This is a genomic window from Streptomyces sp. CA-250714 (assembly GCF_050936705.1).
Lineage (GTDB): Bacteria > Actinomycetota > Actinomycetes > Streptomycetales > Streptomycetaceae > Streptomyces.
This window is the reverse complement of sequence record NZ_JBNJMI010000001.1, coordinates 4,145,721-4,163,741: the sequence shown is the minus strand read 5'-3', so window position 1 is coordinate 4,163,741 and position 18,021 is coordinate 4,145,721. Positions and strand designations below refer to the sequence as shown.

Here is an 18,021-nt window from a genome sequence, read left to right as displayed (position 1 = left end):
GCCGGTCGGCGTCGGGCGGGGACATCAACTCGCGGAAGTACGCGCGCAGGTCGGCACGGAGTCGGCGCTGCCATTCGGTGGGGCCCATTATTTGACTGTCCGTCAGTTATGCAGCTGCTGTCAACAGCTCGGAGGCGCACATGAAGACGACCGCGCGCCCGCGACGGAATCGCGGACGCGCGGCCTCAGCCCCATCCCCATGAGCGCGCCCGGCGTCCCAGAACCGGGCGGCCCGTCAGTCCGTCACCACAGATTGCGGAAGACGACGTTGGCGGTCTCGTTGTGCGTCTCGTTCTCCTGGTTCACGACAGCACCGTTGCCGTTGACGGTGGCGTTGTTGGCGTTGTTGGTGTTGTTCCCGTTGCCCACCGCGCCCTGCACCTGGGCGTTGGAACTCGCGTTGGAGTTGGATCCGTCGTCCGCGAGGGAGCCGTTGTCCGCCTGGGCCACGCCGGACAAGGCGGCGAGGGCGAATGGAAGGGCGGCGGCGGCCGCGATGACGCGGGCGGTACGGATGCGTGCCATGTTCATTCCTCCAGGAACGGAAAGCTGCGCCACGAGGGCGCTGCACCGGAAGTGTGCTGCGGCCGAGGGCAGTTGGCTCGATTCCCCTCGGCTCGCTTACGACGTCGCGGGTCCAGAGTTGCCCAGGCCCCTCGGGGCGAATTCGCCCGGACGGCCCCTTTCCCCCGCACGTATGACGACGTATCGATAAACCCCCCGTACGCCCCCAACACCACCCTTTCCGCCCCCGCTCCCCGGCTCCCCGCCGTCGCACCGGCGGAGGGAAGAGCACGTAAGGACACGTCAGGGCACACCGGAGAGCAGCCGACGCGGACAGCCCGCCGATCGCTCCACAGGCGGCCGCATCCGGCTCCATGTGCGATACGGGCAACAACGTGCGATCGAGGGCTTTTCGACCTCGAAATCCCGTACGAATCTGGGGAGATGGGCTCCCTCGCTCTCGCGCACGCGCTGGCCGCCGCCGAACGGGGACTCGCTGTGCTGCCGCTGTCCCGTACGAAACTCCCCGCCCTGCGCTCGCCGCACCGCGCAAACGGTTCGCCGAGCGCCGCGCCACGCTCCCCCGCCACCCCGGGCCACCCCCCTCCCCGTCACCCGAACGGCCCCATGGCGGCCCCGGAACGACCCTGCCACGGCGAGTGCGGACTGCTCGGTCACGGCGTGTACGACGCGTCATCCGACCCCGACCGGGTACGTGCCCTCTTCGCGGCGGCGCCGTGGGCGACCGGCTACGGAATCGCCTGCGGGCGGCCCCCGCTGCACCTCGTCGGGCTCGACCTCGACGTGAAGCACGGCACCGACCCGCTCCGCGCACTGCACCGGCTCGCCGCCGCACACGGCTTCACCGTCCCGGCGACCACCACCGTGCTCACCCCGAGCGGCGGCCTCCACCTGTGGCTGCGCGGCCCGGCGGATGTCGCGGTCCCCAACTCGGCGGGACGGCTGGCCCCGGGCATCGACGTCCGCGGCACCGGCGGCTACCTCGTGGGCCCCGGCTCCGTCACCGTACGCGGCACCTACCGGCTCGCCCCCGGATCGGCGACCCGGCCGCCCGCCCCCGTACCACCGCCGCTGCTGGCCCTGCTGCTGCCGCCCCCGACGCGTGACGGCGCTACGGCCGGGGCGGGCCGGCGAGGTGTTGCGGACGGAGGGGCGCTGGTGCGCTTCGTACGGGCCGCACCGGTGGGCCAGCGCAACGCACGGCTGTTCTGGGCCGCCTGCCGTGCCTACGAGAGCGGCCGCGGCGACAGCCTCGCGGAGCCCCTGGTGCAGGCCGCCCTCGCACTCGGGCTACCGGAGCGCGAAGCCCGCTCAACCGTCGCCTCTGCGGCGCAGCGCGCGGGCAGGTATGTGGCGGGGTGAGGGGACCGTCCGGTATGCCGCAGGGTGAGGGAGGCCGTTCGGTACGCGGCGGGGTGAGGGGCCGTCCGATACACGACGGGTGAGGGCCGTCCCGTGCGCCGTGGGCTCAGGGAGGCCGTTCGGTACGCGACGGGTTGGGGGAGGCCGTCCGGTACGCAACGGGGTGAGGCCCGTCCGGGGCGCCGTGGGGTGAGGCCGGCCGTCCAGTACGCGGCGGGGTGGGGGACATCGGGTACGCGGCGGGCTGAGGCCCGTCGTTCCACCGTGGGTGAGGTGGGCCGTCTCCCGTACGCCGCGGGGTAGGGGGAGGCCGTCCGGCACGCCGCCGTCGGTCACTTACCCGGTGGGCGCCACCCGGGGTCGCGGCCGGTCAGGGCCACGACCTGGTCGAGCAGGGGAGCGTCCTCGCCGACGTGGACGACCGGACCGAAGATTCCCTGCTCCCCGTCCTCGCTCAAGGCCCCCGCCAGGAAGTCATGGACGGCGCGCAGGCTCAGCTCGTCCACCTGGTACTCCTGACCGGTGGCCCGCGCCAGGTCCCAGCCGTGCACAACGAGCTCGTCCAGCGTGACCAGCCCGCCCTCCGTACCGGTCAGCGTGACCCCGCCCGCCTGGGTACTGCCTGTCCACGCCCCCGGCGCCGACCAGGCGACCGCCAGATCCGCCAGATCGTGCGGCAGCCGCTCACGCCAGTCGTCCGGGAGGGTCTGATCCCCCACACTGCCCGGTGCGGAGGCCGTGCCGTCTCCCACCTCCTTGCGGGCCGTGTACTGAAGGCCGACGGCGAGCTCGCCGATATGCCGCAGCAGGTCGCGTACGGCGAACTCGGTGCAGGGGGTGGGGTCGCCGAGTTGGGCATCCTCCACCCGGGTCACCAGCGCGGCCGTACGGCGTGCCGCGGGCCGCAGATCGACAGGCACGACCGCACCCCCTCCCGCCCCCGGCCCCGCCTCCGCGGCCGGCCCCGGTCCTGGCGCACTGTTCGCACCGTCCACCATGTCGCTCGCCTCCCGATCCGCAGACACCTCACTGCCGCTGCTGCACGTACAAGCAGCCCATTGGGCCCGTGCACAACAGCCTCCGTGGATACCGACCATCCGGCATGCCGGAACTCATCGACCGACGGCCCGTTCCCCGCCCGTCACCCGGGAAGGGAGCACCGCAGGAATTCCGCCGTACGGGTGTCGGCAGCGCAAGCCAGCTCTCGATGCGCCAGCAATGGCTGCCCTGCGTGATCCCCATGGGATGACGGACGCCTCCGCCCGGCCAAAACACTGACCGCGGCGCGCTCGGGCGGCCCTTGGCGTGCTGAACAGGGGGCGGATCAGGTGCCGTTGCCGCGGCTCATCGCGCAGGAGAGCGAGCGGCGGGGTGACGGCTCCGCGGTCTCATGGACCCTTACCACGTGATGTAGACCGCGCCGTTGCTGCCGTCGGCCCCGGCTTGCCCGCTGCTCCCGGGGTGACCTGCCCTGCCTGACTGACCATACGTCGGTCCGCCGTCGCCACCTGCGCCCTTGATGGCGTCGGCGACCGGAGCCGGGTGGGCCGTCGTTGCCACCCCTGCCGCCGGTGCCGCCGGTGCCGAGGGTGATGCCGTTGTCGACCGACTTCGCCTTTCCGCCGGCTCCGCCGGCGGTGCCGCTGCCGCCTGGGCCGGGCCCTCCTCCGATGGCAGCGTTGACGTTGCCACCATCGCTCCCGCGCTTGCCTGCTTGCCCGGCCGCGCCTTTGTTGTCACTGCTGGAGCCTTTGCCGACGTTCGCGGACGCCATCCTGGTGCCGTCGCAGCCAAACTGATTGTTCTCGAGAATGGGTGGGTTCGGCTTGGTCGCGCCGGGGGCCCCGCGCCCGCCGGCGCCACCACTGCCGCCCTTCCCGCCGCTCCCCTTCGCCACAAACCCGCTGTATCCGCCACCGCCCCCGCCACCACTGGCCGCCGAACCGCCATTGCCGCCGTTCCCAGGGCCACCACCGACGGCGCCCCCGATACTGCCCGCCGAGCCTCTCGACACACCGGACGTCCCACCGCCCGTGGCCTTCTCACCGGCGGCCTTGCCTGCGGTGCTGTCCTTGCCGGACGCGCCGTCGGAACGGCGCCCTCCGCCCTCCCCGAGGGCACCGCCTTGACCGCCGGCACCAGGAGCGCCGCCCTTGCCGCCAGCGCCAACCTCCACGGTGAGCTTCTGCTTGGGTTCGACCTTGGCCTTGCATTGGACGAACGCGCCGCTTGCGCCCCCGCCACCACCGGATCCCGCGCCCCCTCCTCCGCCTCCGCCACCGCCACCACCGCGGGGGCCCGTGCCCCCGCCCGTCTGCTGGTCACCACCACCGCCGCCACCACCGGCCCCGCCGCCGGCACCGCCGCCACCCCAGACGGCGACGGTAATCTCAGTGACCCCATCCGGAACGACCCAGGTCGACTTGCCGGTCTTGGCGAACCACTGCCCATTCGCGGCCTGCGCCGGTGACGCGGTCCAGGGCTGAGCGCCCAAGACACTCGCCGCCACGCCCACCGCCGCACCGACCGCAACCGCCCTGCGCCCGCCCCGGCCGCCGACGCGGTGTCAGGCTCTGCCCGCTGACTGGTCACCAGCCACGGTGATCACCTCATCTGGGTCACAACAACGCGTCACATTCGTGTGCTTATGTGCACACCATTCCGTACCGCGCCTCAGTAGCGCCAAATCCACCGTCACCCTTCTGCGCGCTCCCCCTCGCGCAATGAACGGCGGGATCGCACCCTCTGACGGGCAGTGCGGGCGTGCACCGGCTGCAAAGCGGTCCGGTAGAGCGATGCGGCCGAAGCGACAACAAGCTTTCTGCTTCTGCGAGTTTCGCCCGGCGTAGCCGCTGGACGCGCCTGGTGGCCCGCCCTTAGCCCACAGACAGCGGGAAGCCATACGACGGACGAGGGCTCAAGAGTCACGCTCGCGGTGCAACCCGCCCCGTTCCCATCCCACCCACGTTGGTACGGATGCTCCGGGCCCACATGAAGAAGTACGGCACTGCTCCCGACGGTCGGCTGTTCTGGGCTGCTCGCGGAAGACGCCCCTTCGCTGACGACCCGTACTCCCTGAGGCGCGCGGGCATCTCGCTATGGATCAAACAGGGGTCGACCCTGTCGAGGTCCGGGACGGCGAGGGGCGGGCAAACCGGCTGACCGCGCGTGCGCTGGAGAGCGAGGAGTAACCAAAACCCTGGCCCGCGTATAGCCCACACAGGCTGGTCAGCGGTGGCATACGGGCGAGACAGGGTGAGACACGCATGCGCAGAGGGTGTTCCTCCTCCCCGGGAGAACACCCTCTGACCTGCACTCTTTCTAGCCGCGCGGAGGCGGTGGGATTTGAACCCACGGAGGTGTTGCCACCTCTACGGTTTTCAAGAGGGTCACGGCGCATGGGCGTGCGATGCGTTGACCTGCGTGGACGGTGGCTCAGAGGGGCGCAGGATGGCGCGTGGGGGACGTGTGGGGGCAGCCCGCCCCAGACTTACGGTCTCGTAGTACAACGAAACCTCTTCGGCTCCAACTCGGCCAAGCTACCCAAACGCACGCGCAACTTTGCCCTGTAACGCTGTTTAAGCACATTTTCCTTGTACAGCGATAACTACTTTGAACTCTTTCCAGAGAAGTGACCCATCAAGTTCGCAGCCGCGCCCACCCGTTGACCGATACCTGGATCTATAACCAAACAGATCGTTCCGGCCAACACTAGAAGCAAGGAGTCAATAGCAGGCTGCGGAGCGCCGCCCAAGACGCCGTAGGGCTTCACCACGATAAGCAGTACGGAAGCAGCCATGAATCCAAGGGCCAGGGCTCTCCGTATCACACGAAGAATCCGTCGGCTCGTGAGGTCCCGAGGTGATACCTCCGATGCCAAGCTAGACCATCGCCCTTGGGCAACATCCACCAAGGCGCGCGCGAAGTTGCTGCGCATGTCCGCTAAGTCATCACCGCCTCGCGCGGCTACTGCCCTCCACCTACGCGCAGATTCGGCTATACCTTCAGCGTTGTTTATTACCGCGACATCACTTTCCCTGTCTCCTGTTTTCAGTTCTCTTTTCCAGCTTGTCTGAGCTATTCGCTCGATTCGGAGCAAGCTGGCCACCAGCATCACTCGTTGAGGGCTCGCCACGTACGGTCGAAAACCATATGACGGAGAAAGCTGGCGCTCACCGACCACAAAGGATCCACCATAAGCACGTTGTGAAATTTCGGCCAGATCAAGAAGCTCAAGCAATATTCGAGCGGAAGGAATCACACCACGAGGCTCTTTGTGGCCGAAACGACGAGAGGCCGCCCGACCAATTTCCTGAGCACTGACAAAGGCGGTACCGAATACGATCAGCTTGGCCGCTTGCTCAACTAAAGCCCCCCAAAATAGCTCATCCGATGTGAGGACGCCCGACACCCACACGGTGTTCCGTCGAACCTGATCGGTGACTGCACTCATCCACTCAGGGAGGATAAACAAAAGAACGCAAGAGACGCCCACGGCAATCCGCCAAGCCACTGCGGCCCAATAGGACACACGCAGGAGCATCACAAAGACCCTTGCGTAACAAATTAACACCGCTAAAAGTAGGGCAAGAAATAAGAAGTAATGCCCACCTGACAGAACCTTCAATACTTGTTCATCGAAAATCTCAATCTTTCCGAACAAGGATTCGAGAGCGTAGGCGGTAGGAACCCACAGCAGCACGCCAACTACAATAATCAGGCGCGCATGGCGACTCAGTAAATCCTTTACTGCGGAATCCCAGCTACTGCGAGAATACACCGACCAGTAGGCACGCTGAACCGCGTCTTTGACAACAAGGGATTCTTCAACTGACAATTGAGGGATACTGTCGACCCTGGTTGCGCATCTTAGAGACGCGACAGAGAGGCGGGAAATTCGTACGTCAGGAACGCTCGATATTTCAGTTTTTCGCTCTTCAAGCCAAAAAGCGAGGATCTCTCTCAGGTTTTTCGGGATATCAGACTCGGGGTGTGATGCGACCCAAGCCCTTATGGCTCTCGCTTGGACGGTAGCGATTGGCCCCTGCCGCGAGTGCCTATTTCCTTCCTCCGGCAATTCCCCACCCCCTGGGTCGCTTAGGACTCACTAACTATTTACCTGTAGATTACTTCGCCGGGTAGCATTTCGTTGCTGAAGCATCTGTCGGGCAGTCTCAGCCGAAGTCGTACGCCGTCTTCACAATCCGCGCCAATTCCTCTGCAATTCCCGGGCAACACACCACTGTCGCGCTCGACGCTGCCGTGTGCGGTGTCCCGTCCCAGTCCATCACTCTGGCGCCGGCCTCCCTGGCGATTGCCGTACCCGCTGCCGTATCCCATGGGTGATTGCTCAGGGCGATTGAGGCATCAAGGCGGCCTGCGGCGACCCAGGCGAGGTCGGTTGCTGCGGAGCCGAGCATGCGGACGCGCATGGCGCGGGTGGCCAGGAGGTTGGTCAGCGCGAGGCGGGGGGCGTTGCGGTTCTCCGCGTTGTGGCCGACGGCGTAGTCGCCGACGGCGACGATGGCGTCCTTCAGTGCCGTAGTGCGGCGAGGCGAGATCGGCTCCTCGCCGCGGAAGGCACCCTGGCCTTCGGCCGCCCGGTAGCGCTCGCCCAGGAACGGCAGGTCGATCACGCCCAGCACCGAGCGGTTCCCTTCGACCAATCCCAGCGATACCCCGCACAGCGGCATGCCGTTGACCAGGTTCGCCGTGCCGTCGACCGGGTCCAGGGACCAAGTAAGCCTGCCCCCAGCCTCGTTGCTGGCGCCGTGCTCCTCTCCGAGAAAGCCGATCTCCGGTGTCTCGGCGAGCAAGAAGCCCCGCAGCTTCTCTTCGACCGCGAGGTCGATCTCCGAGACGGTGTCCCGGTCCCCCTTCGCGGTGACCTTTCCGAGCGACATGGTGGTCACCAGCTCGGCGGCCTGGTCGACGGCGCGGCCGGCGACTTCGAGAAGCGCGGCGAGGTCGGTCATTCGGTGGTCCGCCTTTCCCACATGCTGGTGAAGATCTGGTCAAAGGTCGAATAGAGGCCACCGACTGCTCGACGCTTGCGCACCAGGAAGACCGGCGAATCGACACCCCGCGTCTCGGGAAGATACGGCTGGGCGACGCACATCTGCTTGTCGATCAGGGTGAGATTGAACCGGATCGGCTCGTCGTAAACGCCGATCTCCACACGTCCGGCTGCTTCTTCAGGAAGCTCGCCAACGACGCGCTCTTCGAGGATCGCCATGTTCAGCGCCGTCAAGGCCGAAAGCTGCCCTTCGGGGTAGCCCTCTTCTCGCTCTCGATCGGCTATGTACCGTCCGTTGGGCTTGAGGAAGAGCGCCTGGAGGCGCGTACCGGCCTGAACGATCTCCTTGAGCCGTGAGCCGGAGTACGCCTGACAGAGCAGGTTGAGCGATAGGCCGCACATCCGGATGTCTGTCGCGCTATCGAAGATGTCCGACGCGGGGACCTTCGCCTGGAACTCCGAGCGGCTGACGTAGACACCCGTGAGATCCGCGAACTGGTTGCCGACCAACTGGGCCAGTGCGTCCTGACTCCCGTCGCCGTCTGCGCCGCCGAGCTGCGGCCCACGCTGCCGGCCGATGATGTCGGCTGCGACCAGGACGTCCCCGGGAGGGGTCGTCACCCCCTCCCAGGACTCCAATGCCTCCGGGCTGACATGCCAGTCCAGCATCGCGGACAACAGCTCGGCGAACTCCTCTACCGAGAGGCCCCGGGCCGCGCGAGCGGCAGCGAGCTGGTTGCGAGCGAGCTGGGACAGGTCCGGCTTGTAGGCGGTCCGGCCATGCAGTGACACCACTTCCGCCGACCCGTTGTCAGGCTCCCGCAAGTTCTCCCCCTCCCACAGCGTCAGCCGCCGACGGCTCGTTTGCGCGCCGGTGCTGCCGCCTGGTCCTTGATCGGTGCTTTGTCGTGCGGGTACGGCTGCCCCACACGCCCGTACAGCTCGATGAGCTGCGACTGGAGGACAGCCACCGACCGGCGCAGCTCAGCCAGCTCCTTCTTCACCTCGGCGATGTCCGCCGCCGCACTCCCCACGGACGTGAGCTGTTCCCGAACCTCACTCAGTCCGTGCGCGACTTCCTCCAGGGAGGCGCGATCCGACGCGGCCTCTTCCGGAGTGGCCTGGACGTACACGGCCTTGCCCGGGTGGCCGTAGATCAGCCCTTCTTCGCGGAGGATCTTGAGGGCGTCCCGGACCACGGTGGTGGAGCCGCCGTACTGCTTGATCAGCTCTCTCGCCGACGGAAGCGCCGAGCCGACAGGCAAGTCGCCATCGGCGATCTGCCTGCGCAGACGCTCCGCGAGCAGCCGATAGGCGGGGCCCGCGCTGGTCTCGGCCAAGGTGTCCTCCTTCTGCATGCATCTGGCTGAAGCAGCCGCACCTAGTCCAGCACACCGCCGCCGCAGCACACAGCGAAGGTGAAATCCGGGGGCGCAGAGTCGCTTGACAACCTCATGCACCAGGTGGAACCTAGTGCATGAGGTTGAGCCCGGGTGAGACCGACCGGGACGACCCATGCATGCAAAAAGCCCCGGTGATGTCGGCCGAACGGGAGCGGCCACTCCCAACCCGGCCCACCGGGGCTGCACCGAAATTCCTCGTCAAAGGAGTCCAACGATGCTCGACGAGCGTACCGGCGTCGTCACGGGACAAACGCCGAGCCGGCGCACTGTCCCCGAGACGATGCTGCTGGTTGCCGAACGACTGTCCGCGATGGCTGACCTGCCACCGGTCACGGTGGACGTGCACGCCTACCGGCCCCATCTCGGCGGCCCCGGCGTGACCCTCCAGGTCGCCTCCTGGGCCGCTCCGGAGGACAAGTTCCCCGCTGTAGCACAGATCTTGACCGCGTTCGGCGGTGGTGAGCCGGTGGCACACCAGTACGACGACAACGACCTGGGGTGTCACTTCAGCGGTGACGCGAACTGGCAGGGCGTGGAGATCAGCGTCTTTGCTTGCACGTCGCCCACTGACACTTGCCGCCCGAGTGTTGGGGAGGCGGCGTGATGGCGACGAAGCCGGCATACGACGCACGCCCGACGTGCGCGAGCGCGCGGTGTCCGCGGTGCCAGGCGAGCACATCCGTATCGCGGTGCCGTACCGCGGCTCGGGAGGTGTGCGGTTCCTGCGGACACACCTGGACTCCTGGGCCGCGAACCGAGCGTGCGGAGGTGCGCTGATGACTTTCCGTCCCGTCCGCCACGCGTCCTACCTCTCGCTACGAGGAACCACGCGTCCCCACGTCCTGACGGACAAGCCCCGCTACCAGCGTCCGAGCCGCCGCGGTCGTGGCGACACCCCGATACCGGGAGTCGACCCGACCGTGAACGCCGACGCGGCATGCAAGGACATGCCCACGGATCTGTTCTTTTCCGAGGGCAACGAGGAGATCAGGGCCGCCAAGGAGATCTGCCGCTTCTGTCCCGTCCGCGCTCGGTGCCTGGAGCGGGCGCTGGCCAACGGCGAACGGTTCGGCATCTTCGGCGGACTGACAGCCGACGAGCGCAGCGAACTGACCCGCGGTGCCAGGTCGAAGCGAAAGGGGGAGGCGGCATGAACGAGCCGACGAGGCCCCAAGGTTCGCCCACCAACCCGACGTACGTGCTGACGGATGCTTTCGGTCGCCAGCACGCTTCCCTGGCACCGGCGCGTCAGACAGGCCAGGTCGCGCCCCACTACACGGGCCACGCCTGCGCCTGCGATTCCCAGGCACCGTCTTCCGGCCCCGGCCGCCGCCTCGCGCTGTCGCCCGGAACCGTCGCAGTCGGCGTCGCCGGCGCGCTGGTCGTCGGCTCGGTCCTGGTCGCGCTGCTCCTGTCCGTGGCCATGGTCGCGCTTGCCGTTGCTACGACCGCGGTGTCGGTCATGGTCTGCGCGCTGGTGCTGCGCTCCATGGCCGGGCTGGACATCCCCGTCTCCGGCAGCCGTAAGCACCGCCGCTGAGCCCCTCTCTCTTCCTCTTCCTCTGTGCCGTCGGGCCTTGCTGCCCACTGCCGCTGCTGCGTCCTGGCCGCAGGCCCGACGGCCCTCTGTTCGGAGGTTCCAGCCACCTATGTCGACCCCGACGAAGCACTCCCTGACCCGAGCGCTGGCTGAGCAGCGCCGCGAGCTGGCCGCTCTGCGCCACGATCACGCCGAGCTGCTGGCCGCCGCCCGTGCTGCCGTCTGCGCGCACTACGACGGCCAGGCCCTGCCGCTCGCCGTCCTTATCGACACCCTCGAACAGCTCGGGCAGCTCCCCGAGTTCTCCCCGTACGTGACCGACGCGGCCCTGAACTTCCTCGGCGCCTCTGCCGACGTCGCCGACGACGGCCATGCATCCGGTCTCACCGCGCTGACCAGTGGGAGGCGCATCGCATGAGCGCCAGGACCCGCTGTCCGCTGTGCGGTTGGCACCGGACGTACCGCAAGCAGAAGGCCGGCCGTCGCGCCGTTCGCTCGCACACCTGCCACCCGGCGCACGAGAGGAGGCCCGCATGAGCGCGCTGATCAGTGCAGCGAGCGCAGCACTGCCCCTGTCTGGTTGGGGCCTGCACACCCTGTGGATGCGGCGGCGACTGGCCACCGCGAACAAGGACCCGCTGACAGGGCTGCTGCGACGCGACGCCTTCGAGCAGCAGGCCGCCCGCATGCTGACCGCCCAGATGAGGCCGTGCGCTGTCGTCGTGGTCGACCTGGACGGCTTCAAGGCCGTCAACGACACCTGGGGGCACGCAGCTGGCGATGAAGCGATCCGTGCGGCTGGGCAGGTTCTTGGCCGTGCTGGCAGGGACAGTTGCGGCGGGCTGGTCGCCCGACTGGGCGGTGACGAGTTCGCAGCAGTCGTGCCGATATCCGGCACGACCGCTCTGACCTCGCTGCTGGAGGGCTGGCATCGCGAGTTGCGTGCGCCGTTGCCCTTCGAGGGGCACGAGTTGCGCCTGGGGGCATCTCTGGGGGCCGTCTTGCACGAGCCAGCCGCGCCCGCTGACCTTTCGCGGCTGCTGCGACTGGCGGACGAGGCCATGTACAAGATCAAGCGCCACGGCGGCGGCTGGCTGCTCAGCAACAACGACGGCTCCCAGTACGCCACCGTGAACGGCCGCCGTGCGGGCCGACGCGGCGCCATCCCCCTCGGAGAGCAGGCCAGCGCCACGGCTCACGCCCTCGGCTCCACCTCCGAGACGGGCGGTGAGTGAGGTGCGCATGCGTACGCCGATTGGTCTGCCTGTCGAGGTCGGCGAGCTGGACGGCTACGTGATCGCACTGACCGTCGAGCAGTTCCTGGGCTGGCCCTCGCTGTGGTGGCACACCTGGGCGCCGGACGGCTCGTACGCAGGCCAGACCAACAACGCGCACTGGCTCGCGCTGCTGATCGCCGACCACCGGCACAAGACCGCCTAGGGCCCGCCGCCGCTCTGCCGAGCGCCTGGTGCGGCCGACAGCGTCCCTTCCCGTGCCTCCTCCCCGGAGTTGATCGTGTCCCACTTCCTTCTCAACCACGCCAACGGCGCCGAGCGCACGGTGCCCGCTGTCGGCGGCCTGGTCGCCGCCGATGGCACGCCGTTGGTCGAACCCGTCCGCTCGAACCGCCCCGTCGAGGACAGCCCGCAAAAAAGGCCCTCGGCGCCGACTCAGCAGCACGCTCCCGAGACACCCGCATCAGCCAACACAGAGTCCCCGAGCGACCGAGGCGAACCCGCGGCCCCCAACCCGCCAGGGACCAAAGCACGCTGGCTGCTGATCGGCGTTGTCGTCCTCGGCGCACTCGTGATTGCCGCGATCGGCTTCGCCGGCTCGTACAAGGCAGTGCGCGACCTGGCCGTGCGCCAGGGGTTCGGCGGCTTCGCGCCGTACTTCCCCATCGGTATCGACGCCGGAATCGTCGTACTCCTCGCGCTCGATCTGCTGCTGACGTGGCTGCGCATCGCCTTTCCCCTGCTGCGCCAAGCGGCCTGGCTGCTGACCGGCGCAACGGTTGCGTTCAACGCAGCCGCTGCCTGGCCGGACCCGCTCGGCGTCGGGATGCACAGCGTCATCCCGCTCCTGTTCATCGTCAGCGTGGAGGCAGCGCGGCACGCCGTCGGACGCGTCGCCGACATCACGGCCGACAAGCACATGGAGGGCGTACGACTGGCGCGCTGGCTGCTCGCCCCGCCGTCCACCTTCCGGCTGTGGCGCCGCATGAAGCTTTGGGAGCTGCGCTCTTACGAAGAGGCAGTCACCATCGCCCAGGACTGGGCCGTCTACCGGGAGCGGTTGCGCGCCCAGTACGGAAGAACATGGCGCCGCCACGCACCCACTGACGCGGTACTGCCGCTCAGGCTCGCCCGGTACGGCCTCCCTGTCGCCGACGCGGTCGCATGCGTCCAGAGCCCGGACGCGCCCGAACCCGACCGCATCCCTCCACACACGGACGCACCCGACGCCGAGTGCATCCCTGCCTCCCCGGACGCACCCCGCTCCACTGCATCCAGCAACCAGCCGGACGCACCAAAGCGGACCGCACCCCGAGCCTCCCGGACCCGCACCCCGCGCGCGTCCACCCGTCCCAGCACGGGCGCAGCGACCACGGCCGGAAAACCCGCCACCGACGACGAACGCCGCGCACTGCTGCGACAGCTCGCCGCCGAGGGCCGGCCGCCCGGCTCGATCCGCCAGGCCGCCGATGTTCTGGGCTGCCGCCAATCGAAGGCCAAGCAACTGCTGGCGGCTGAGGACCTGCTGAACACCACCAACGCCCGCAAGCACGCAGACAAGTGAGGTACCTGCCGTGACCGACTCGATCCGCTACAGCCGCTGGCACACACCTCGTGTGGTGGCCGCGAACGCACTGGACGTGCTCGCCGACATCACCCGAATCGTCTCCTTCGTAGGCGCCGCCTGGTTCGGCGCCCTGGCCCTCTCCGCAGCCTTCGGTGACTCGCCTACGTACGACCCCGCGGACGCACCCGGTCTGGCGCTGCTCGGACTGGCGTCGCTGGGCGTCGAACGCGTCGCCTTCCTTCTGTTCAGCTGCCCGGCCGCGCGCCTGCGTCCCGGCTTGGGCGAGCTGCCGGGCTGGGCGGTGCCCGCATCCGTGCGTGAGCAGGTGCACGGCTTCCTGAGTGCCCGGGGTCCCGTACGAGTCAGTGAGGCCGCCCGCGGCCTGGGACTGCCGCGGAGCACAACCCGCTCGGCACTGCACTGGCTGGCTGCCGACGGCCTCGCCTACCGGTCTCGGTTCGGTGAGTGGTCGAAGACGCCAGAAAGCCACCGCCAGGCCGACGGCGGCCCGCATGCGCCGGTCATCGAGGGCGGCGAGGGGGAGACCCGATGAGCCGTCGGCAGAAGGCCAGGAAGCAGCGCGAGGCAGCGCACTACGCGGCCAAGCGAGCTGCGGCAACAACCGCCGCCGAGCAAGCCGCCGTCGCCTTCGATCACGTGCGTGCTCGCCTGGCGCACCTGCCCGAGTCCGAGCGCGAGCAGGCGTGGCAGCGCATTGCCGACGACCTCGAAGCCTGGGCTCATCACTTCACCCACGAGCACGCTGCGTGAGCACTCGCGTGAAATTCACGCCCGTATTCACAGGTCCGCGCACGCCAACGCGGAGACGCGCGCAGGCGCGCGCGAATCCACCATCACAGAACGTCACAAGAGTTGATCTTGAAAGGAGGGGAAGTCAGTGTCCTTCTTCGCTGCATCGATCTCCGTAACTGTTGCTGTCCTCTGCCTCATTGCCGCGGGACTGCTGCGAACGGTCGGACGGCGCAAGGCGCCTCGCCTGACCACGCTGCTCGTACTCGCCGGCGTCGTCGGCATCGTCGGGACGCCGGTGGGCGGCTGGCTGCGCACCGCCGTCGGCTGGGCCGACTCGTCGCTCAGCACGATCATCGGCCGCTACACCGGCGCCACCGCCGTCGGCCTCATCGGCCTGGTGACGGCCGCTGTCGTCGGCTTCGACCTGTTCCACAAGTCGATCAACAACCGCACCCTCGCCTGCGCCGCGGTGGTGCCCGTCGCCGGGGTATCCATCCCTGGCACTGCCGGAGCGATCGTCATGGGCGCCGTCGGCGCTGTGGCCAGCGCATTTGGCGCTCTCGGCAGCTTCCTCTTCTGACCCGTGCACAAGCGCACGCACTTTCCTCACTCACTTACCCAACTCCTCAACCCACTTGGAGGTGAGGCCCCATGGGAATCGTCATCGTCCTTCTCGCGGTCTGCTGGGCCGTCGGCGACGGCGTCAGCAACGCGACGAGCAGTGTCCGGGACAACTACCGGGCAAGGCGCGACCGTAGGCACCAGGCCGCCCTGAACCGGCGCAAGCAGGCCGCCCGCGGAGGAGGCCCTGCGCCGCGCAGCGCCAGCACCGGCGTCAAGGTCGCGTCGGGCGCCGCGACCGTCGCCGTCGGCGGGTTCCTCGTCGCCCGCGGCTTTGTCGACGGCGTACGGGCCGGCTGGCCCAAGGGCATGGAGCGCGCCCGTCGCTGGGCCGACACACGCAAGAACGGCGCAGCCGACAACTCGCCGACGCAGCAGGACGCCAAGGGCCAGAACAGCGCTCCGACCCCGCCCGAGCAGCAGCCGAACGTGCCTCAGCCCTCTCCCAAATCCGGCGCGACCGACACCCCGAAGTCCCCCGCCGCCCCTCAGCGCGGCGGGCCCACCCACAACCGAACGAATACCTCTGGAGGTTCCACCGTGTCGATCAACACTGCCACCGGCGGCGAAGTTCACAGCTACGAACAGCTCCTCGCCGAGCTGAACTCCATCGCCGTCGAGGCCCAGGCCGAGCTGGAGGACGCCCAGGCCGACGCCCAGCGCGCCCGCGAGGACGCCGAACGCATCGACCTGATGGTCGGCTCCCTGACCGAACTGGAGTTGGATCAGGAAACGCTCGGCAGGATCAGCTCTCTGGCCGACACAGCCAGCGCCCGACTGGAAGCCGCCAACGCTCGCGCCGTCGCCGCCGACAGCCGCGCCAGCGGCGCCATGGCCACTGCCCAGCACGTCCAGCAGATGCACCAGGCGCTCGCCGAGGCATACGCCTCCATTCCCAACGGCGGAGCGAAGAAGGAGTTCTACGTCTCCGGCTGATGCCCAGAGGTTGCCGGCCGACTGAGGTCGGCCGGCCACCTACCCGCCAACACCCCTCCCCCCGACCGCCCCACGCAAGGAGCACGAGCCCGCATGCTGCGCCGCCACCCTCGTGTTGTTATCCGCCGCTCCAAGCTCGCTACTGCCGTAGCAACCGCCCGCGTCCTCTTCCGCTCCAGCCGTGGCACGGTGCGCTTCCTCTGGCGGTACCGGCGTCCGCTGGTGCCCGTACATGCGGCCGTCAGCCTCGGCACCCTGGGCGCCGCATGCGGCGCCACTGTCGACGGCTGGAAGACGGCGCTGCTGCTCGACGGCGCCTTGGCGGCAGGCGTCGCATGGTGGCTGCGCCGGCGTCGTCGCATGGACAAGCAGCTGCGTCCGGCAAAGCGCGTGTACGCCATCGCTGCTGCCGGCACGGCGGGCGCCCTGTTGTTCGCCATGGCGGCGCGCGGCGGCCTTACCCCGCCCATGCCCGGCCTGCTGCTGGTGTGGCTGCTGGCGACTGGAGTCCCGTGGTGGTGGCACCACCGCATACGCGACCACGGCGACCTCTCGGCCGAGCTGGAGCTGTGGGAAAGCCGCGTCGCCCACGAAAAGGGTGCGCTCACCGGCTCGTGGCTGAGCGACTTCGAGCAGGTCGCCGACGCCAACAGCTCCCGCGCGATCATCAATCTCCCGCCTGGCGAGCTGGAGACCGCACAGGCCGTCTCCGCCACCGGCCGCGTTGCCTCCGCCTTCGGCGTTCCGCCGTCCAACGTCGTCATCGAGGCAACACGCGACGGCGCCAACGACAAGGCCCAACTTTCCCTCTACCGCAGCAACCCGCTTCAGGCAGTCCACCTGTGGCCCGGCCCGCATCTGCTCGACCACGAAACAGGTGTCGCGCCGATCGGCGTCTATGCGGACAGCGGCCATGTCCCGTACCGGTTCTGGCGACCCGGCTCAGGCCCAGTGCACGACCTCATCGCCGGCACCACTGACGCGGGCAAGTCCCGGCTGCTCGACCAGCTCCTGGCTTACGAACGGCACAGCCCGCTCATGGTGTCCTGGGTGATCGACCCGCAGCGCGGGCAGTCGCTACCGGACTGGCAGGACGCGGTCGACTGGTTCGCCGACAGCGTCGCCGAGGGCAAGAAGCTGCTGAAGGCAGCGCAGCGCGAGATGTACCGCCGTAACCGGCTGCTCGCCCGCATGGTCTGGACGGACGAGAAGGGCCGTCAGCGCCGCGGCAAGGCATCGTTCACGCCGACCCTGGAACTGCCGCTCCTGTGCGTGACGATCGATGAGGCGCACGCCATCCTCGCCGACCCGGAATGCGTGAAGATCGCCGAGGATCTGGCGAAGATGGCCCGCAAGTGCGGCATCAAGCTCCGGCTCGTCACACAGGTGCCGCTGCTGTCCCAGCTCGGCAACTCCCAGACGCTGCGCGACATGGTCGCAGCGGGCAACGTCGTCGTCCTGCGCACCGCCAACCGGCTCTCCGGTCAGGTCGCCTTCAACGGCGCCATCCCGGCCGACCCGCACGCCCTCCCGCGCGAGTTCCCCGACGGCTCGACCACATCCGGACTCGCCTACAGCCTCGGGCCACAGTCCCGCTCTTCCGTACTGCGCACCTTCTACGTGGAGGACCCGTACGACTGGGCCGTCACCGGCGAGACCACCACGCTGTGCGAAGAGGGCATCAAAACGGCCGGCAAGGACTACGCGACGTGGCGCCATCGGCGTGACGACGCCTGGAGCGAGCCTGAACCGACCGAGGAAGAGCAGCCCGCGGCAGCCGCCATGTCTCCGGTGGTCCCGGCCGACGCCAGCGCCATCGACACCGTGCACGACTACCTGACCCGGCGCGGCGAACCGGTCCGCACCGGCGTCGTCGCCCAGGCGCTCGATCTCCCGCTGCCCACCGTCAGCCAGTCGTTGCGCCGTCTCGGCGAGGAAGGCCGCGCCGTCAAGGTGCGGCACGGCGTATGGGTCGCGGCAATCAACACCGCCGACGACAACGAGTCGACTTCCGAGGCCGCCGCTTGATCTGCCGCTTCCCCTGCCCGTCCCCTCCGTCACCC

Annotated in this window: 18 protein-coding genes and 1 pseudogene; 13 read left to right on the top strand and 6 right to left on the bottom strand. The window is 68.6% G+C overall.

Annotated elements, in window-relative coordinates:
* Nucleotides 1-243: 243 nt before the first annotated feature.
* Nucleotides 244-525: a hypothetical protein gene (locus ACQEU8_RS18680; RefSeq protein ID WP_433101996.1), complete on the bottom strand. Its 282-nt coding sequence runs from the start codon at nucleotides 523-525 to the stop codon at nucleotides 244-246.
* A gap of 423 nt (nucleotides 526-948) precedes the next feature.
* On the opposite strand from ACQEU8_RS18680, the gene ACQEU8_RS18675 reads away from it, so the two are divergent.
* Nucleotides 949-1,887 carry a bifunctional DNA primase/polymerase gene (locus tag ACQEU8_RS18675; RefSeq protein ID WP_433101994.1) on the top strand — a complete coding sequence of 313 codons (939 nt, stop codon included), beginning with the start codon at nucleotides 949-951 and terminating at the stop codon, nucleotides 1,885-1,887.
* Nucleotides 1,888-2,219: 332 nt separating this feature from the next.
* Here the strand turns inward: ACQEU8_RS18675 and ACQEU8_RS18670 are convergent, their stop codons facing one another.
* From ACQEU8_RS18670 to ACQEU8_RS18650, 5 genes are all read right to left on the bottom strand, one after another.
* A complete protein-coding gene (locus tag ACQEU8_RS18670) occupies nucleotides 2,220-2,807 on the bottom strand; it encodes a TIGR03086 family metal-binding protein (protein ID WP_433101992.1) in 588 nt (195 codons plus the stop codon).
* A 2,687-nt stretch (nucleotides 2,808-5,494) separates the two neighbouring features.
* Entirely contained in the window at nucleotides 5,495-6,724 is a 1,230-nt protein-coding gene (locus ACQEU8_RS18665) for a hypothetical protein (RefSeq protein ID WP_433101990.1), read from the bottom strand.
* 337 nt (nucleotides 6,725-7,061) lie between these two features.
* On the bottom strand, nucleotides 7,062-7,862 hold the full coding sequence (locus tag ACQEU8_RS18660; RefSeq protein ID WP_433101988.1) for an inositol monophosphatase family protein: 801 nt from the start codon (nucleotides 7,860-7,862) through the stop codon (nucleotides 7,062-7,064).
* Nucleotides 7,859-8,728, bottom strand: a complete 870-nt coding sequence (locus ACQEU8_RS18655; protein ID WP_433101986.1) for a DUF5919 domain-containing protein — start codon at nucleotides 8,726-8,728, stop codon at nucleotides 7,859-7,861. The genes ACQEU8_RS18660 and ACQEU8_RS18655 overlap by 4 nt, the downstream gene beginning before the upstream one ends.
* A 20-nt stretch (nucleotides 8,729-8,748) precedes the next feature.
* Nucleotides 8,749-9,243: a GntR family transcriptional regulator gene (locus tag ACQEU8_RS18650; RefSeq protein ID WP_433101984.1), complete on the bottom strand. Its 495-nt coding sequence runs from the start codon at nucleotides 9,241-9,243 to the stop codon at nucleotides 8,749-8,751.
* 277 nt (nucleotides 9,244-9,520) lie between these two features.
* Here ACQEU8_RS18650 and ACQEU8_RS18645 point away from each other — a divergent pair, with 277 nt between their 5' ends.
* From ACQEU8_RS18645 to ACQEU8_RS18590, 12 genes and pseudogenes are all read left to right on the top strand, one after another.
* On the top strand, nucleotides 9,521-9,910 hold the full coding sequence (locus ACQEU8_RS18645) for a hypothetical protein (protein ID WP_433101982.1): 390 nt from the start codon (nucleotides 9,521-9,523) through the stop codon (nucleotides 9,908-9,910).
* Nucleotides 9,911-10,082: 172 nt separating this feature from the next.
* Entirely contained in the window at nucleotides 10,083-10,460 is a 378-nt protein-coding gene (locus tag ACQEU8_RS18640; protein WP_433101980.1) for a WhiB family transcriptional regulator, read from the top strand.
* Entirely contained in the window at nucleotides 10,457-10,846 is a 390-nt protein-coding gene (locus ACQEU8_RS18635; RefSeq protein WP_433101978.1) for a hypothetical protein, read from the top strand. The genes ACQEU8_RS18640 and ACQEU8_RS18635 overlap by 4 nt, the downstream gene beginning before the upstream one ends.
* Before the next feature lie 109 nt (nucleotides 10,847-10,955).
* A complete protein-coding gene (locus ACQEU8_RS18630; RefSeq protein WP_433101976.1) occupies nucleotides 10,956-11,264 on the top strand; it encodes a hypothetical protein in 309 nt (102 codons plus the stop codon).
* Between the two features lie 115 nt (nucleotides 11,265-11,379).
* Entirely contained in the window at nucleotides 11,380-12,081 is a 702-nt protein-coding gene (locus tag ACQEU8_RS18625; protein ID WP_433101974.1) for a GGDEF domain-containing protein, read from the top strand.
* A 7-nt stretch (nucleotides 12,082-12,088) separates the two neighbouring features.
* Complete coding sequence (locus ACQEU8_RS18620) at nucleotides 12,089-12,286, top strand: hypothetical protein (RefSeq protein ID WP_433101972.1); 198 nt, start codon at nucleotides 12,089-12,091, stop codon at nucleotides 12,284-12,286.
* A gap of 333 nt (nucleotides 12,287-12,619) precedes the next feature.
* Nucleotides 12,620-13,235 (top strand): annotated as a pseudogene (locus tag ACQEU8_RS18615) (DUF2637 domain-containing protein); the annotation flags it as partial.
* A 420-nt stretch (nucleotides 13,236-13,655) separates the two neighbouring features.
* Complete coding sequence (locus tag ACQEU8_RS18610) at nucleotides 13,656-14,201, top strand: helix-turn-helix domain-containing protein (RefSeq protein WP_433101970.1); 546 nt, start codon at nucleotides 13,656-13,658, stop codon at nucleotides 14,199-14,201.
* Entirely contained in the window at nucleotides 14,198-14,419 is a 222-nt protein-coding gene (locus ACQEU8_RS18605) for a hypothetical protein (RefSeq protein ID WP_433101968.1), read from the top strand. Before ACQEU8_RS18610 ends, ACQEU8_RS18605 begins: the two co-directional genes overlap by 4 nt.
* 127 nt (nucleotides 14,420-14,546) lie before the next feature.
* A complete protein-coding gene (locus ACQEU8_RS18600) occupies nucleotides 14,547-14,981 on the top strand; it encodes a hypothetical protein (RefSeq protein WP_209267604.1) in 435 nt (144 codons plus the stop codon).
* Between the two features lie 71 nt (nucleotides 14,982-15,052).
* Nucleotides 15,053-15,958 (top strand): hypothetical protein, encoded by a 906-nt coding sequence (locus tag ACQEU8_RS18595; RefSeq protein WP_433101966.1) that lies wholly within the window; start codon nucleotides 15,053-15,055, stop codon nucleotides 15,956-15,958.
* A gap of 93 nt (nucleotides 15,959-16,051) precedes the next feature.
* Nucleotides 16,052-17,986 carry a hypothetical protein gene (locus ACQEU8_RS18590; RefSeq protein WP_433101964.1) on the top strand — a complete coding sequence of 645 codons (1,935 nt, stop codon included), beginning with the start codon at nucleotides 16,052-16,054 and terminating at the stop codon, nucleotides 17,984-17,986.
* Nucleotides 17,987-18,021: the final 35 nt, after the last annotated feature.

Coding starts and splice junctions, on each gene's coding strand:
- ACQEU8_RS18645 (WP_433101982.1), top strand. CDS start 9,521: ATGCTCGACGAGCGTACCGGCGTCGTCACGGGACAAACGCCGAGCCGG.
- ACQEU8_RS18590 (WP_433101964.1), top strand. CDS start 16,052: ATGCTGCGCCGCCACCCTCGTGTTGTTATCCGCCGCTCCAAGCTCGCT.
- ACQEU8_RS18640 (WP_433101980.1), top strand. CDS start 10,083: ATGACTTTCCGTCCCGTCCGCCACGCGTCCTACCTCTCGCTACGAGGA.
- ACQEU8_RS18620 (WP_433101972.1), top strand. CDS start 12,089: ATGCGTACGCCGATTGGTCTGCCTGTCGAGGTCGGCGAGCTGGACGGC.
- ACQEU8_RS18595 (WP_433101966.1), top strand. CDS start 15,053: ATGGGAATCGTCATCGTCCTTCTCGCGGTCTGCTGGGCCGTCGGCGAC.
- ACQEU8_RS18625 (WP_433101974.1), top strand. CDS start 11,380: ATGAGCGCGCTGATCAGTGCAGCGAGCGCAGCACTGCCCCTGTCTGGT.
- ACQEU8_RS18635 (WP_433101978.1), top strand. CDS start 10,457: ATGAACGAGCCGACGAGGCCCCAAGGTTCGCCCACCAACCCGACGTAC.
- ACQEU8_RS18630 (WP_433101976.1), top strand. CDS start 10,956: ATGTCGACCCCGACGAAGCACTCCCTGACCCGAGCGCTGGCTGAGCAG.
- ACQEU8_RS18660 (WP_433101988.1), bottom strand. CDS start 7,862: ATGACCGACCTCGCCGCGCTTCTCGAAGTCGCCGGCCGCGCCGTCGAC.
- ACQEU8_RS18680 (WP_433101996.1), bottom strand. CDS start 525: ATGGCACGCATCCGTACCGCCCGCGTCATCGCGGCCGCCGCCGCCCTT.
- ACQEU8_RS18605 (WP_433101968.1), top strand. CDS start 14,198: ATGAGCCGTCGGCAGAAGGCCAGGAAGCAGCGCGAGGCAGCGCACTAC.
- ACQEU8_RS18675 (WP_433101994.1), top strand. CDS start 949: ATGGGCTCCCTCGCTCTCGCGCACGCGCTGGCCGCCGCCGAACGGGGA.